The sequence below is a fragment of the Gaiella sp. genome, assembly GCF_057140465.1.
This window is the reverse complement of record NZ_DBNHWK010000049.1, coordinates 1-13,493: the sequence shown is the minus strand read 5'-3', so window position 1 is coordinate 13,493 and position 13,493 is coordinate 1. Positions and strand designations below refer to the sequence as shown.

The 13,493-nt window shown below is 73.8% G+C and carries 15 protein-coding genes; 12 read left to right on the top strand and 3 right to left on the bottom strand.

The window, feature by feature from the left end; translation table 11 throughout:
• Window positions 1-344 (bottom strand): META domain-containing protein (locus tag AC162C_RS07245; protein ID WP_484096961.1); only part of this gene is annotated, 344 nt, incomplete at its 3' end.
• A 149-nt stretch (window positions 345-493) separates the two neighbouring features.
• Between AC162C_RS07245 and AC162C_RS07240 the strand changes: the two genes are divergently transcribed.
• Genes AC162C_RS07240 through AC162C_RS07200 form a run of 9 tightly spaced genes read left to right on the top strand, consistent with a single transcriptional unit; the run spans window position 494 to window position 8,086 of the window.
• Window positions 494-940 (top strand): ATP synthase subunit B family protein, encoded by a 447-nt coding sequence (locus AC162C_RS07240; RefSeq protein ID WP_484096960.1) that lies wholly within the window; start codon window positions 494-496, stop codon window positions 938-940.
• A gap of 11 nt (window positions 941-951) precedes the next feature.
• Window positions 952-1,866: a hypothetical protein gene (locus AC162C_RS07235; RefSeq protein ID WP_484096959.1), complete on the top strand. Its 915-nt coding sequence runs from the start codon at window positions 952-954 to the stop codon at window positions 1,864-1,866.
• Window positions 1,853-3,256 carry a V-type ATPase 116kDa subunit family protein gene (locus AC162C_RS07230; RefSeq protein ID WP_462973448.1) on the top strand — a complete coding sequence of 468 codons (1,404 nt, stop codon included), beginning with the start codon at window positions 1,853-1,855 and terminating at the stop codon, window positions 3,254-3,256. The genes AC162C_RS07235 and AC162C_RS07230 overlap by 14 nt, the downstream gene beginning before the upstream one ends.
• Window positions 3,253-3,672, top strand: a complete 420-nt coding sequence (locus tag AC162C_RS07225) for an ATP synthase subunit C (protein ID WP_462973447.1) — start codon at window positions 3,253-3,255, stop codon at window positions 3,670-3,672. The genes AC162C_RS07230 and AC162C_RS07225 overlap by 4 nt, the downstream gene beginning before the upstream one ends.
• Window positions 3,669-3,887 (top strand): hypothetical protein, encoded by a 219-nt coding sequence (locus tag AC162C_RS07220; protein ID WP_484096958.1) that lies wholly within the window; start codon window positions 3,669-3,671, stop codon window positions 3,885-3,887. The genes AC162C_RS07225 and AC162C_RS07220 overlap by 4 nt, the downstream gene beginning before the upstream one ends.
• Window positions 3,884-4,384, top strand: a complete 501-nt coding sequence (locus AC162C_RS07215) for a hypothetical protein (protein WP_462973445.1) — start codon at window positions 3,884-3,886, stop codon at window positions 4,382-4,384. Before AC162C_RS07220 ends, AC162C_RS07215 begins: the two co-directional genes overlap by 4 nt.
• Window positions 4,381-6,099: a V-type ATP synthase subunit A gene (locus AC162C_RS07210; RefSeq protein ID WP_484096957.1), complete on the top strand. Its 1,719-nt coding sequence runs from the start codon at window positions 4,381-4,383 to the stop codon at window positions 6,097-6,099. Before AC162C_RS07215 ends, AC162C_RS07210 begins: the two co-directional genes overlap by 4 nt.
• Window positions 6,096-7,484: a V-type ATP synthase subunit B gene (locus AC162C_RS07205; protein ID WP_484096956.1), complete on the top strand. Its 1,389-nt coding sequence runs from the start codon at window positions 6,096-6,098 to the stop codon at window positions 7,482-7,484. Before AC162C_RS07210 ends, AC162C_RS07205 begins: the two co-directional genes overlap by 4 nt.
• Window positions 7,481-8,086 carry a V-type ATP synthase subunit D gene (locus AC162C_RS07200; RefSeq protein WP_484096955.1) on the top strand — a complete coding sequence of 202 codons (606 nt, stop codon included), beginning with the start codon at window positions 7,481-7,483 and terminating at the stop codon, window positions 8,084-8,086. The genes AC162C_RS07205 and AC162C_RS07200 overlap by 4 nt, the downstream gene beginning before the upstream one ends.
• Window positions 8,087-8,104: 18 nt before the next feature.
• Here the strand turns inward: AC162C_RS07200 and AC162C_RS07195 are convergent, their stop codons facing one another.
• Complete coding sequence (locus tag AC162C_RS07195) at window positions 8,105-8,770, bottom strand: hypothetical protein (protein ID WP_484096954.1); 666 nt, start codon at window positions 8,768-8,770, stop codon at window positions 8,105-8,107.
• Window positions 8,767-9,981 carry an ATP-grasp domain-containing protein gene (locus AC162C_RS07190; RefSeq protein ID WP_484096953.1) on the bottom strand — a complete coding sequence of 405 codons (1,215 nt, stop codon included), beginning with the start codon at window positions 9,979-9,981 and terminating at the stop codon, window positions 8,767-8,769. The genes AC162C_RS07195 and AC162C_RS07190 overlap by 4 nt, the downstream gene beginning before the upstream one ends.
• A 47-nt stretch (window positions 9,982-10,028) precedes the next feature.
• Here AC162C_RS07190 and AC162C_RS07185 point away from each other — a divergent pair, with 47 nt between their 5' ends.
• The 3 genes from AC162C_RS07185 to AC162C_RS07175 form a co-directional block, all read left to right on the top strand.
• Window positions 10,029-12,185, top strand: coding sequence for a hypothetical protein (locus AC162C_RS07185; RefSeq protein WP_484096952.1), 2,157 nt, complete (start codon window positions 10,029-10,031; stop codon window positions 12,183-12,185).
• A gap of 32 nt (window positions 12,186-12,217) precedes the next feature.
• Window positions 12,218-12,808 carry a hypothetical protein gene (locus tag AC162C_RS07180; protein ID WP_484096951.1) on the top strand — a complete coding sequence of 197 codons (591 nt, stop codon included), beginning with the start codon at window positions 12,218-12,220 and terminating at the stop codon, window positions 12,806-12,808.
• A 111-nt stretch (window positions 12,809-12,919) separates the two neighbouring features.
• Window positions 12,920-13,493, top strand: a 574-nt coding sequence (locus AC162C_RS07175; protein WP_484096950.1) for a putative Ig domain-containing protein, incomplete at its 3' end; no start/stop codon positions are given.

Here is a 13,493-nt window from a genome sequence, read left to right as displayed (position 1 = left end):
CTCAGGGAGCCCTCCTCGCACTGGGCCCGTGTCAGCCCGGAGACCTCGATCGTCAGCGCCCCGGCCGCTTCCGCGTACGTGCCGAAGCCGCGGTTGCAGTCGGCCCGGACTGCGACCGACCCGTCGGCGGCGAACTCGATCGTGTAGCGAGACGGGTCGTCCGGGACGACTCTCGAGTCGTCGTTGCCGAGGAACTCCTCCCACTGCCAGACCGGGCCGACGAGCGCGGCCTCGGAACCGGACGTCTCGGGCCCGTCGTCGCCGTCACTGCCGACGACGCCCACGACGACGACGAAGGCGGCCAGGAGGAGGCCGACGCCGAGCGCGAAGAAGGCCTTGTTCATCGTCGGCCAGGGTAGCCGACCGGCGGGCGGCGCTCGCACGACGGCCCCGAACGCGTGAACGGGCAGTGGATTGCCCGATGTGGGAAGCCCACAGCGCACCCCGTGGAGGCCCCGATTCGCGTGCAGACGCGGCCTGCGAAGGTGAGGGCATGATCGAGGGAGCCTCCGACCGCTCGGTCGAGCGTCGGGCGTCGATCGGCCCGATCGGCGGCTTCCTGGAGCGGTTCCGGCGCAGCACCGGCGTGCCGGCCGCCGTCGGGGACGAGGCGTCCGTGGAGCTGGCGCCGGTGTTCGCGGTGCTCGACGAGATCGAGCAGGAGGCGGCGACGATCCGCGAGCGCTCCGAGCAGGTGGCGGCACGCCTTCTCCACGAGGCGAGGGAGGATGCGACCGCGATCGTCGCCGACGCGCGCAGCAAGGCGGACGCGGAGCGGGGCGACGCGCTCAAGGCCGGGCTCCGTGCCGCCGATGCCGCCGCCGCCGCGATCATCGCGGACGCCGAGCACGACGCGCTCCGGATCGAGCGTACGGGAGCCGCGAGGATCCCCGCCTTCGTCGAACAGGTGCAGGAGGGCGTCCTGGGGGCCGAGCCGTGAGGCCCGGGTGGGTGGCGGGCAGCGTGCGGGCACGGCTGCTGCTCGAGCGCCGAGCCGGGCCCGAGCTCGCCCTGGAGCTCGCCGAGGCCAGGTCGCTCGTGGACGCCATCGGGTATCTGCAGCGCTCGCCCGCGCGGTACTCGCCGCGTACGGCACGGACGGTGCACCTCGAGCAGGTGCAGCACGACGTCGCGTCGTCCGTCGGCCTCGCCGCCCGCGTGCTGGCCGCCTGGTTGCCTCGCGAGGCCGCCGTCGGGCTGCGTGCGATGGCCTCGTGGTTCGAGCTCGTCAACCTCGAGGACCGGCTCGCGTACCTCACCGGCGGCGAGCTGCGCTCGGCGTTCGAGCTCGGCGCGCTCTCCTCCGTGTGGGAGGCGGCGGCCGAGGCGAGCAGCGTCGACGAGCTGCGCCGGCTCCTGAGCCGATCGCCCTGGGGCGACGCCGGGACCGACGACCCCGAGGAGATCGCTCTCTGGCTGCGGTTCGCATGGGCGAAGCGCGTCGCGAAGCAGGTCCCCGCCGCGGAGCCGTGGGCCGCAGGCGCGGCCGCGCTCGTGCTGGCGACCGAGATGTTCGTCGCGGGCCGGTTCTTCGACGCGGCCGTCGCACGGGAGCTCGGCCTCGGATCGGCATGGGTCTCGGCGACGTCGATCGCCGACCTGCGGGCCCGTCTGCCGGCCAGGGCGGCGTGGGCGCTCGACGGCGTCGAGGACCCGCCGGGCCTGTTCGGTGCCGAGCTCGCCTGGTGGCGGCGCCTCGGACTGGACGCCGAGCGCCTGGTCCACGGCCGGCTCGACGAAGCCGACGTCGTGATCGGCGCGCTCGCCCTGCTCGCGCTCGACGCGCTCCGCGTCAACGCGGCGCTGGCGGTGGCCGCGCGCTCGGGAAGCTCGACGGCGAGGGAGGTCCTCGATGCGCTCTGCTGACATCGTCCTTCCCGAGCAGATGAGCCGCGTCGCGATCGTCGCGCCGGGATCGCGGGCCCGCGACACGCTCGTCGAGCTGGCCCGCAGCGGATGCGTCGAGCTCGTCGGCAACCTCCCCCTCCCGGAGGGCGAGGAGGTCGAGGCGCTGCGACGGCTCGGTCGGCGGCGCGGGGCGGGCGGGGACGGGCCCGCGCTCCTCGCGGAGCGACCGGACAGCGCCGCGCTCGAGCACGCGGGTGCGTGGCGGCTGCTCGCGGGCGAGGTCGAGCTGCAGCGGCGCACGCGACTCGGGCTCGCACACGGCTCCTTCCGGGCCTGGCTCGGATGGACGCCGTCGGCCGAGGTCGACGGGCTCAACGAGCGCCTGGAACGGCTCGACGCCGCCGTCGTGGAGCTCCCCCACCCCCAGTGGGTCGACCCGCCGACGCTGCTCCGTCCCGTCCCCGTCGAGCAGCCGTTCCGACCGCTCGTACAGAGCTACGGGACGAGCCGCTACCGCGACGTCGATCCGACGCTGTTCACCGTCGTCTCGTTCGTCGTGATGTTCGGGATGATGTTCGGAGACGTCGGGCACGGGCTGCTGCTCGTGTTGATCGGCCTCCTGCTGCGGCGCATGCGGTCGGGCCGGCTCGCCGGGATCAGCCACCTGTGGGTGATCGTCACGGCGGCGGGGCTCTCCGGAGCCGTGTTCGGCCTGCTCTACGGCGAGGCCTTCGGCCCGACCGGGCTCGTCCCGACCCTGTGGCTCGACCCGCTCGAGGAGCCGATCCGGCTGCTCGTCGCGGCGCTCGGCGTCGGCGCCGTGCTCCTCACCGTGAGCTACGTCCTCGGCATCGTCAACCGCTGGCGCAGCGGCGGGCTGAGAGAGGCCGTGTTCGCGCAGTTCGGCGTCGCCGGCCTGCTCGTCTTCGTCGGCGGGCTCGTCGTCGCGGGCGGCGTCGTCATGAGCCTCCCGCTCGTCGCCGTCGGCGGCGCCGGGATCGCGGCCGTCGGGCTCGTCCTGCTCGCCGTCGGCCTCGTCCTCGACGCGGGCAGGGGAGCGGCTGCGGTCACGCAGGCGACCGTCGAGTTCGTGGACGCGGTGGTGCGGCTGTTCTCGAACCTGATCTCGTTCACGAGGCTCGCCGCCTTCGGGCTCATGCACGCCGCGATCGGGGCGATCGTGTTCGCCGCCGCGAGCGCCCTGTGGGGCGGGCTCGTCGGGTCGATCGCGGCAATCCTCGTCTTCTGCGCCGGCAACGTCGTCGCGTTCGCCCTCGAGGGCCTCGTGACGGCGGTGCAGGCACTCCGGCTCGAGTACTACGAGCTCTACTCGCGCGTCTTCGCGGGCGAGGGCCACGCGTTCTCGCCCTGGGCGCTGCCCGTTCTCTCTCCAGAGGAGGAGCCATGATCGATTCGATCCTGTGGGCGCTACCTGCGATCGCCCTCGTCTTCGTCGTGACGACGGCGCTGCTGCGCCGGGCGCCGGCGCGGGGCTTCCGGCGCCTGCTCGCGGTGAACGGGCTCGTGGTCGTCGCAACCGTCGTGCTCGCGTCGTTGCTCCTGCTCGGCGTCGTCGAACCGGCGCAGGCCGCCGATGCCGGCGACACGTCGAGCTCCTGGGCGGCCCTCCTCGGGGCAGGGATCGCGGTCGCCGGCTCGGCGATCGGCGCCGGCTTCGCGGTCGCGTACACCGGTGCGGCCGCGCTCGCGGCGATCAGCGAGAAGCCCGAGATGTTCGGGCGCACCCTCGTGATCGTGGGGCTCGCCGAGGGGATCGCGATCTACGGCCTCGTCGTCGCGATCATCCTGATCGGGCAGGCATGAGCCGGATCGTGGCGATCGGCGGAGCCGTCGAGCTCGGCGGCTACGGCCTGGCCGGTGCCGACGTCGTCGACGCCCCGGAGCCGGAGGACGTTCGCCGTGCGTGGGAGGCGCTCGGAGCCGACGTGGCGCTGGTGCTGCTCACGCCGGGCGCGCGTGCCGCCCTCCCCGAGAACGTCCGCGCCGACCGCATGCTGTGGGCGGTGCTCCCGGAATGAACCTCGAGCCGCTCCGCCGGGCCGTGCGCGCCGACGCCGAGACGGACACGGCGAGCCGCCGCGCCGAGGTGGCGGCGCGGTGCGAGCGCATCATCGCCGCCGCCGAGGCGGAGGCCCGGCGCCTGACGACACAGGGCCGCACCGAGGGCGAGCGCGCCGCGGAGCACGAGGCAGTGCGACGACGCGCGGCCGCCACGCGGCGCGCGCGGGAGATCCGCCTCGAGGCGCAGCGCCGGCAGGTGGAGGAGCTCCGGGGTCGCGCGCGCGAGGCCGCACTCGCGCTGCGAACGGACGACCGCTACCCCACCCTGCTCGAACGCCTGTCGAGGGCAGCACGGGAACAGCTGGGGGACGACGCCGACGTGACCCTCGACGCGCCCGAGCTCGGGGGCGTGATCGGCCGACGCGGGAGCGCCTCCGTCGACTACACGCTTCCCGCGATCGCCGACCGGATCGTCGACGACCTCGGCCCGGAGCTCGAGGAGCTGTGGCGATGAGCGACGGTCGCGTGCACCGGGTGAGCGGCCCGGTACTCGAGGTCGAGGGGCTCGAGCCGGAGATGCTCGAGCTCCTCGAGATCGGTGACCGCCGCCTCCCCGGGGAGGTGATCGCCCTGCGCGGGGCACTGGCGACCGTCCAGGTGCACGCGTACACCGGCGGCGTCCGGCCCGGGGACCGTGTCGAGGCGACGGGGCACCCGCTCCGGGCGACGCTCGGCCCGGGGCTCCTCGGGGGCGTGTTCGACGGGATGCTCCGCCGCCTCTCGGGCGCAGCTGCCGTCCTCGGGGACGGCGACCGTCCGGGCACGCTCGACCCGAATCGCACCTGGAGGTTCACCCCAGCCGTGGAGGCCGGTCACCACGTCGGCCCGGGTGCGCTCCTCGGCGAGGCGCCGGAGACGGCCGCGATCACCTTCCGCGCGCGCGTGCCTCGCGGCGTCGGCGGGGCGATCGAGTGGATCGCGCCGCCCGGGGACTACACGGCGACGGAGCCGATCGCACGGGTCGACGGCACCGTGATCACCCTGAGCGAGCAGTGGCCGGTGCGCCTGCCGCGACCCGTGACGAGCCGCCTTCGCGCCGACGTCCCGCTGCGGACGGGACAGCGTGCGCTCGACCTCTTCTTCCCGATCGCACGGGGCGGCAGCGCCGCTGTCCCGGGAGGGTTCGGCACCGGGAAGACGGTGCTCCTCCAGCAGATCGCGAAGTGGTGCGACGCCGACGTGATCGTCTACGTCGGATGCGGCGAGCGCGGCAACGAGATGGCCGACGTGCTCGAGGAGATGGCCGAGCTCGAGGATCCGCGCACGGGGCGCTCGCTGCTCGATCGCACCGTGCTCGTCGCGAACACGTCGAACATGCCCGTGCTCGCCCGTGAGGCGAGCATCTACACGGGCGTGACGGTCGCGGAGTTCTACCGGGACATGGGGTACGACACCGTCCTCATCGCCGACTCCACCTCCCGCTGGGCGGAGGCGCTGCGCGAGGTGTCGTCGCGTACCGGCGAGCTCCCGGCCGAGGAGGGGTACCCGGCCACGCTCGCATCCGCCCTCGCCGCCTTCTACGAGCGCGCCGGGCGCGTCCAGACCCTCGGCGGAGACGACGCCTCGGTCACGATCCTCGCCGCCGTGTCTCCCCCCGGGGGCGACATGACCGAGCCGGTGAGCTCGAACACCCGACGATTCGTTCGCTGCGTGTGGTCGCTCGATCCCGACCTCGCGTACGCCCGCCACTACCCCGCCGTGAGCTGGCGCGACTCCTCGACACGGGACGCCGAGCGCATCGCCGAGTGGTACCTCTCCCAGAACGAGCCCGAGTGGAGCGCACGTCGAGAGCGCGCCCTCCGGATCCTCGCGGACGCCGACCGCCTCGAGTCGATCGCCCAGCTCGTCGGGGCTGGATCGCTCCCCGATCGTGAGCGCGTGACGATGCTGGCAGGTCGGTTGCTGCGAGAGGCAGTTCTCCAGCAGAGCAGCCTGAGCGCCAACGACGCCTTCTGCGCGCCGGCGAAGCAGCGGTCGCTGCTCGAGCTCGTGTTGCGGATCCACGACGTCTGTGCCGATCTCGTCGGACGCGGCACCGCGGTCGCACGGATCGAGCAGGCCGACCTCTCCCCCGCGACCCGGGCGCGCGACGCGACGGGCCCGAACGACGCGGCGGCCGTCGGCGAGATCGGCGAGCGCCTGCTCGCCGCGCTGTGGGAGCTCGGATGAGCGTCCGCGCCCCCGTCGAATACGCGTCCGTCACGTCGATCAAGGGGCCGCTGCTCGTCGTCGAGGGCATCGAGGACGTCGGCTGGGACGAGGTCGCGCAGATCCGCCTCGAGTCGGGCGACGTGCGCCACGGCGTCGTGCTCGAGGTCGCGGGCGACCTCGCCGTCGTCCAGGTGTTCGAGGGGACGCAGGGCATGGGCCTCGAGCGGGCGCGCGTCTCGTTCGGCGGCGGGCCGATGCGCATCCCGGTCAGCGAGGCGTGGCTCGGCCGCGTGTGCAACGGGAGGGGCGAGCCGCTCGACGGCGGGCCGCAGGTGCTCGGCTCGGAGCTGCGCGAGATCGGCGGACACCCGATCAACCCCGCTGCCCGCGCGACACCCCGTGACCCGATCCTCACCGGCGTCTCCGTCGTCGACGGGCTGGCGACCCTCGTGCGCGGGCAGAAGCTGCCGATCTTCTCCGTCGGCGGGCTGCCGCACCTCGAGCTCGCGGCGCAGATCGCGGCCCAGGCGACCGTCCGCGACGAGGCGTTCGCGGTCGTGTTCGCCGCGATGGGGGTGACCAACGCCGACGCCTCCACGATGCGCGAGCGCCTCGAGTTGCGGGAGCCGGCCGACGACCTCGTGCTCGTGCTCAACACCGCCGACGACCCACTCGTCGAGCGGATCACCGCGCCTCGCCTCGCGCTCACGATCGCGGAGCACCTCGCGTTCGACCTCGACCGCCACGTCCTGGTCGTGATGGCCGACATGACGAGCTACTGCGAGGCCGTCCGGGAGGTGGGGTCGTCGCGCGGGGAGATCCCGAGCCGGCGCGGCTACCCCGGGTACCTCTACAGCGACCTCGCGAGCATCTACGAGCGCGCGGGCCGCATCCAGGGGAAGGCCGGCTCGGTGACGCAGATTCCCGTCCTGACGATGCCGGGCGGTGACGTGACCCACCCGGTGCCAGATCTCACCGGCTACATCACCGAGGGCCAGGTCGTGCTCTCCCACGACCTCCACGTCCGCGGCGTCTACCCGCCCTTCGACCCGCTCCGCTCGCTGTCGCGGCTGATGCGGCTCGGCGCCGGCGCGGCGACGACGCGGGCCGATCACCTCGAGATCGCGGCGCAGCTCTACGCGCTCGTGGCGCAGGCGCGCCGGATCGCCGATCTCGCCGAGGTCGTCGGCGCCGATGCGCTGAGCGAGGGCGAGACGCAGTACCTCGCGTTCGTCGACTCCTTCGAGGCGGAGTTCGTGACCCAGGGCGCGGGCGAGCTGCGCACCCTCGACGAGACGCTCGACCGCGCCTGGGCCGTCGCCTCGACGCTCCCCGCGCGGGAGCTCACGATGGTGTCCGAGGAGGCGCTCCGTCGGCACCACCACGGCGGGAGGCGGACGTGAGGCCGCCGCCGGGGCGCGCCGGTCGCCTCTGGCTGATCGGGCGACTCGACGTCGCCCGACGGGGCACCGAGGTCCTGGAGCAGAAGCGGCAGACGCTCCTGCGGGAGCGACAGCGGACGGCCGAGGAGCTCGCGGAGGCGACGGGCCTGTGGGACGCGCGGGCCCGGGAGGCCGCCGTGTGGAACGACCGGGCGCTGACGCTGGCGGGCGCACGTCGTCTACGGCTCGCCGCCCAGCATCGCGCCGGGACGGCGACCGCCGCGGTCACCTGGCGCAACATGCTCGGGACGCGCGTTCCCGACGCCGTCCGCGTGGACTTCGGAGAGCCCCGGCGGGAGGCTGCGCCCGGAGGAGGCCCCGGCGTCGCCCTGTCGGCCGACGCCCATCGCCGGGCGCTCGTCGCCGCGTCGACGTTCGCGGCCGCCCGCGCCGCGCACGAGGCGGTCGAGACGGAGCTCGTCGCGACGACGCGCCGGCTGCGTGCGATCGAGCGACGCTGGATCCCCGAGCACGAGTCGGCGCTGCATCGACTCGAGATCACGCTCGCCGAGCACGAGCTCGAGGACGTCGCGCGATCGCGGTTCGCCCTCGAGCGACGCTGACGCGACGCCGCGAGCCGGTCAGGAGAGGTCGATGCGGTCGGCGCGCAGCTGGTCGAGGCGGAGCCGGCGCTCGGCCGCGAGGAACGCCTCCATCGTCTCCCGCATCGTCGTGCCCTCGTAGGCCCAGATCTCGGGATGGACGTTCACGTGGAGCCAGTCGAGCCCGCCGTCGGCGAGCTCGCCGTGCGGGCAGTGACCGGGGCGCTCCCGATACCGCCAGTTCTGGTTCGAGTCGGAGCGGAAGTGCGCCGGGTCGTACCACGGCGGGCTCATCGCGTTCACGGCGCCCGGGATCGGGTCGCTCATGTACGAACGATCAGGGTTGTGCCACGCGACGACGGGGTCGAAGCGCTCGTCGAGGTCGACGCGCGGCCACACGGCGTGGTGCGCGATCCTCCCCCCGAGCTCCCGCAGACGGTCGATCGTCCGCTCGCCCTCCTCGGAGAGGAGGTTGTAGAAGACGGATCGAGTCATCAGGAACCACGTCGACCAGACCCCTTCGTCGGCCTCGACCTCGGCCATCCGGACGGCGGCCTCGAGCGAGAGGTCGACGTCGTGGCGGACGATCAGCACGCCCGGTGCCGGAGGCTCGTCGAACCCGGCGAAGCGGTACCCGCCGGCCTTCGCCCCCCGCAACAGCTCGCGGTAGTGGGCGAGCGAGAAGGCACAGCTCTCGCCGGTCATCCGCCCGGCTCCACGTCGATCTCGACGAGGGCGGCGGCCGCGTCCGCCCGCTCGAGCGCCTGCTCTCGGCTCTCACCGGTCGCGATCACGTACCCCCGCCGGTCGGAGATCACCTGCACCGGCCGGATCGTCTCGCCGACCACGGAGTAGATCGACGCGTCGACGACGCCCGGCGCCGCCAGCACGGGCCCGAGCGGCCCGACGCGCGTCACGCGTCCGGCGCGGAGATGGCCGGGCTCGGCGGTGAGGAAGCGGATCGCCGTCGCCCGCTCGAAGCGCGGGCGCACCATCTCCTCGGTGACCTCCTCCCCGAGGGCGAGCCGCAGCTGCACCTCGAGCAGGTCGATCCCGAGGGCGTGCTCGAGCAGCTCGGCCATCATCCCGCCGATCCGGGCGGCGCACTCGACGAGGAGCACGCGGCCGTCGGCGGTGGCGATCAGCTGCGGGAACGCGATGCCGCTCCGGAGCCCGAGTGCGAGCGCGGCCTCGGCGGCGACGCGCTCCGAGGCCACGAGCTGCTCGCCCTCGACGTGCGGCGGGTAGAGGTGGACCCAGCTCACGCCGAAGCCGATCCCGGACGGCCGCAGGCGGTCGCCGAGCGCGACGAGGAGCACCTTCCCGTCGCGGACGACGACGATCCCGTTCATCTCGATCCCCTCGACGTACTCCTCGAGGATCGCCGGCTCGCCGGGCGAGACGGCGACCGTGTCCGCCAGGTGGGCCTCGATGTCGGCGACCGCGTCGACGCGGAAGACGCCGTGCTGGCCGCTGCCCGCCGCCGGCTTGAGGACGGCGGGGAAGCCGACCACGCGCGCGGCCTGCTCGGCCTCCTGTGGGGAGGCGACCGTCGTGAACCGCGGCTGGGGAACGCCCGCGTCGGCAAGACGACTCCGCATCGCGACCTTGTGGGTCATGAGGCGCGCGGTGTCGACGCCGATCCCCGGCAGGTCGAGAGCCTCGGCGAGCCGTGCCACCATCGGGACGGCACGCTCCGCCTGGACGGTCGTGACGCCGTCGATCTCGAGGTCGGCGAGGGCCGCGACCACCGCCTCCGGCTCGGCGAAGTCGACGACGCGGCCGACATCGGCGAGGGGCAGGCCCGGTGCGTCCGGGTTGCGGTCGACCGCGACGACGCGGAGGCCGATCTCCTTGGCCCGCTCGATCACGGCGCGCTGGTAGCGGCCGGCACCGACGACGAGAACGGTCTTCACGGTGCGCGATGCTACTCGCGACCGCGTCTCGTCGGCACGATGGAGGCATGGCGCCTCGCGTCCTCGGCGCGCTCGTCGTCCTCGCCACGCTGGCCGTCGCGGCGGCAGCCGCGCGGAACACGGTGGATGCGCCGCCGTGCGTTCCCCGCGCGTCGGCCGCCTACACGGCCCGCGTGAACGACGCCCTCCGCTCCGCACGGGACGTGTGGGGCGAACAGCTCCTCGCCGCGCCGGGCGGGCCGACATACGCGCGGGCCACCGGTCGGCTCGCGGCGATCACGTTCGCGCGGCGCCCGAAGGGGGACGCCCTCACCGGATCGGGCGTGTACTACGTGCCCTTCGCGATGCCCCGGGGATCGGCCGGGGCGACCGACGTGATGCTGCACGTCGCGGACGGCGGCGCGATCCTCGCCGGGCGGGCGACGGGAGAGGGAATCGAGATCGAGGTGGGTGCGGACGGCCGCGAGCGGTTCGGTGCCTGCCTCCCCCGGCTCCGTCCGGCCCGCCTCGCGGACGGGTGGCTGCCGATCCTCCTCACGCGCTACGAAGATGCTTCCGGCAGCCTCTACGCGCAGGAGTCGTTCGCGGCGCGCACCGCCGACGGGCGGCTCGCGAGCTACGTCCGCGTCGAGGTGACGACGATCCGTCCCGTCCGCGTTCGTGTCGGATCGCTCTCGATACCGGTTCCGCGCGGCGTGACCCGGGCCGTCCACGCACGCTGGACGCCCGGACGACGGCCGGTCGCGGTGGGCGCCGAGGCATACGCCTCGGCACGCGCCTCCGTCGTCTCGTACTGGCGTGACCGGTCGGGCGTCGACGGTCGGGTCTCGGTTCCCGAGCGTCGCGTACGGGATGCGATGCGCGCGCTGCTCGTCCAGGGGCTGGAGCTGACCTGGCGCTACAGCATCGGCAACGCGTACGAGCAGTTCTCCTTCCCCGAGACGCTCGACGACGCCCTCGTGCTGGGCGAGTACGGGTTCGAGGCGGTGGCGCGTGCGATCCTGGTCGCCGCGCTGCCGACGCGACCGACCCCGTACCCGAACTGGAAGAAGGGCGAGAAGCTGCTCGCCGCCGGCGCCCACTACCGGCGCTTCCGCGACCGGGCCCTGCTCGCGAGGCTCACACCCACCCTCCGGCGATTTCTCTCCGACCTCGAGCGACAGGTCGGCGCGAACGGCCTGCTCCCGCGCGAGCGCTACTCGTCCGACGTTCCCGACGCGGTCTACGGGCTGCACGCGCAGGCGCGCGTCTGGCAGGGCCTCCGCGAGATCGGTTGGGCGTGGCGGCATGCCGGGGAGGCGGCACTCGACCGGCGAGCGCGCACCCTCGCCGCTCGTCTGGGACGTGGGATCCGGGTGGCCGTCGCCCGCTCTCAGCGGACGCTCCCGGACGGGTCGCTCTTCGTGCCGATGCGGCTGCTCGACGACGTCCAGCCGTATCCGATCGTCACGACGAGCCGCGACGGCAGCTACTGGAACCTCGTCGCCCCCTATGCCCTCGCCTCCGGCATCCTGCCTCCGTCGGGCACGCAGGCACGCGGGATCCTCCGCTACCTCGATCGCCACGGGGCGCGGCTGCTCGGCCTCGTGCGCACCCGCGCCTCGGTCCTCTACGGCCCCGACGCCGGCGGCGTGCGCTCCGGCGTCAACCCCGTGTACGGCAACAACGCCTCTCGCTTCCTCGCCGCGCTCGACGAGCCCGACCGCCTCGTCCTTGCCCTCTACGGGCACCTCGCGGCCGGGATGGCCCCGGGGACGTTCGTCGCCGGTGAGGGCACGAGCGTCGCGCCGCTCCTCGGGGTCGCGCCGCGGACCACCTACCTGCCTCCCAACGCTGCAGCGAACGCGACCTTCCTGGCGACGCTGCGGCTGCTGCTCGTCCGCGAGGGCACGGACTCGCTCGACCTCGCGTTCGCAACCCCGAGGGCCTGGCTCGCCGCCGGAAAGCGCATCGCCGTGAGCGATCTCCCGACGCGCTTCGGGCCCGTGTCGTTCGCGATCGACGCGCGGGCGAAGACGATCGGCGTCCGCGTCGACGTTCCGCCCCGCACGCCGCCCAGGCGTCTGCGCCTGCGGCTCCGCCTGCCGACGGGCCAGCGGCTGGGGAACGTGAGACCGGCACGCCCCGTCGACGAGCGAACGCAGACGATCGACCTCTCCGGCCTGCGGGGGACGGTGCTGCTCGAGGTCGATCGCCGAGGGTGAACCGACTGCGCGGAAGGCGTACGGTTTCGGTCGTGGCCCGTGGACTCGCCGCCCTCGGTCTCGCCCTCCTGTTCGCCGCGATCGCGGTCGCGATCGTCGCGGGCACACGCGCGGACGGCGACGACACCGCGGCTGCGGAGACGAGCGCGCCGACGACGCCGACGGAGACCACGCCGGCGGAGCCCGCCCCCACACCCACGCCCGTCGCGGTACGCCTCCGGGGGCTTCGTGGCTTCGACCCCGAGGGGGACGGTCGCGAGCGCGACGAGACAGCCCCGCTCGCGACGGACGCGGAGCCGGCGACGTTCTGGCAGACCGAGAGCTACCGCTCGTTCTTCAAGAACGGCGTCGGACTGCTGCTCGACGCCGGCGAGCCGGTCACGCTCACCCGCGTCGTCGTGACGACCGACACGCCCGGCGTCGTCGCGTCGCTCCGCGTCGGCGCAACCCCGAACGGGCCGTTCGCCGCCGTCTCGGGCGCCAAGCCGCTCACGCGGACGACGACGTTCACGCCGCAGGCGCGCGCGGGACGGTACGTGGTGGTCTGGATCGAGGACATCCCGGACGGCGGCAGCGCCTACGTGAACGAGGTGCGTGCGTGGCGCGCCGGCGGCAGCCCCTGAGCCGCCTCACCCCCCTCTCACCTGCCGCGACGAGCGCTCGAGGCGTGGAGCGCACTGCACCCGTCGGTTCCCTTTACAGACTGAGCACAAACACCTGCTACCTTGCCCGCCGTGAGTTCGACGGCGGCAGCGACCCGAAAGCCCCTCCGGCGGCGCGGACTGCTCGTCCTCCTCGGCGTCGTCGTCCTCGCCGGCGTCTTCGCCGGGACGGCGTTCGCGCTTCGCTTCAGCGACGCGAGCTACCTCACACCGGAAGGGATCGTCGGCGTGCCGTACAGCCATCGGTTCGAGGGCGTCAAGGGCTCACCGCCGTACGACTTCAAGGTCATCCGCGGCTCGCTCCCTCCGGGCCTCTCGATGGACTCGGGCGGCCAGGTCAGCGGCACCCCGACCCAGGCCGGCTCGTGGTCGTTCTGGGTCGAGCTCTCTGACACGTTCTGTGGCCCCAACACGGCGACGTCCCCGTGCGCCCAGCGCGAGTTCTCGATCGGCGTGATCCCGGGGCTCGAGATCGAGCAGGGCTCGTTGCCCGTCGCTCGACCCGGCGCCCCGTACTCGCTGCAGCTGACCGCCAAGGGCGGCGGCACCCAGAATTGGGCGGTCGCGGGCGGCGCCCTTCCTCCCGGGTTCACGCTCTCGAGCACCGGCCTGCTCTCCGGGACGTCGACCGCGGTCGGCGTCTACA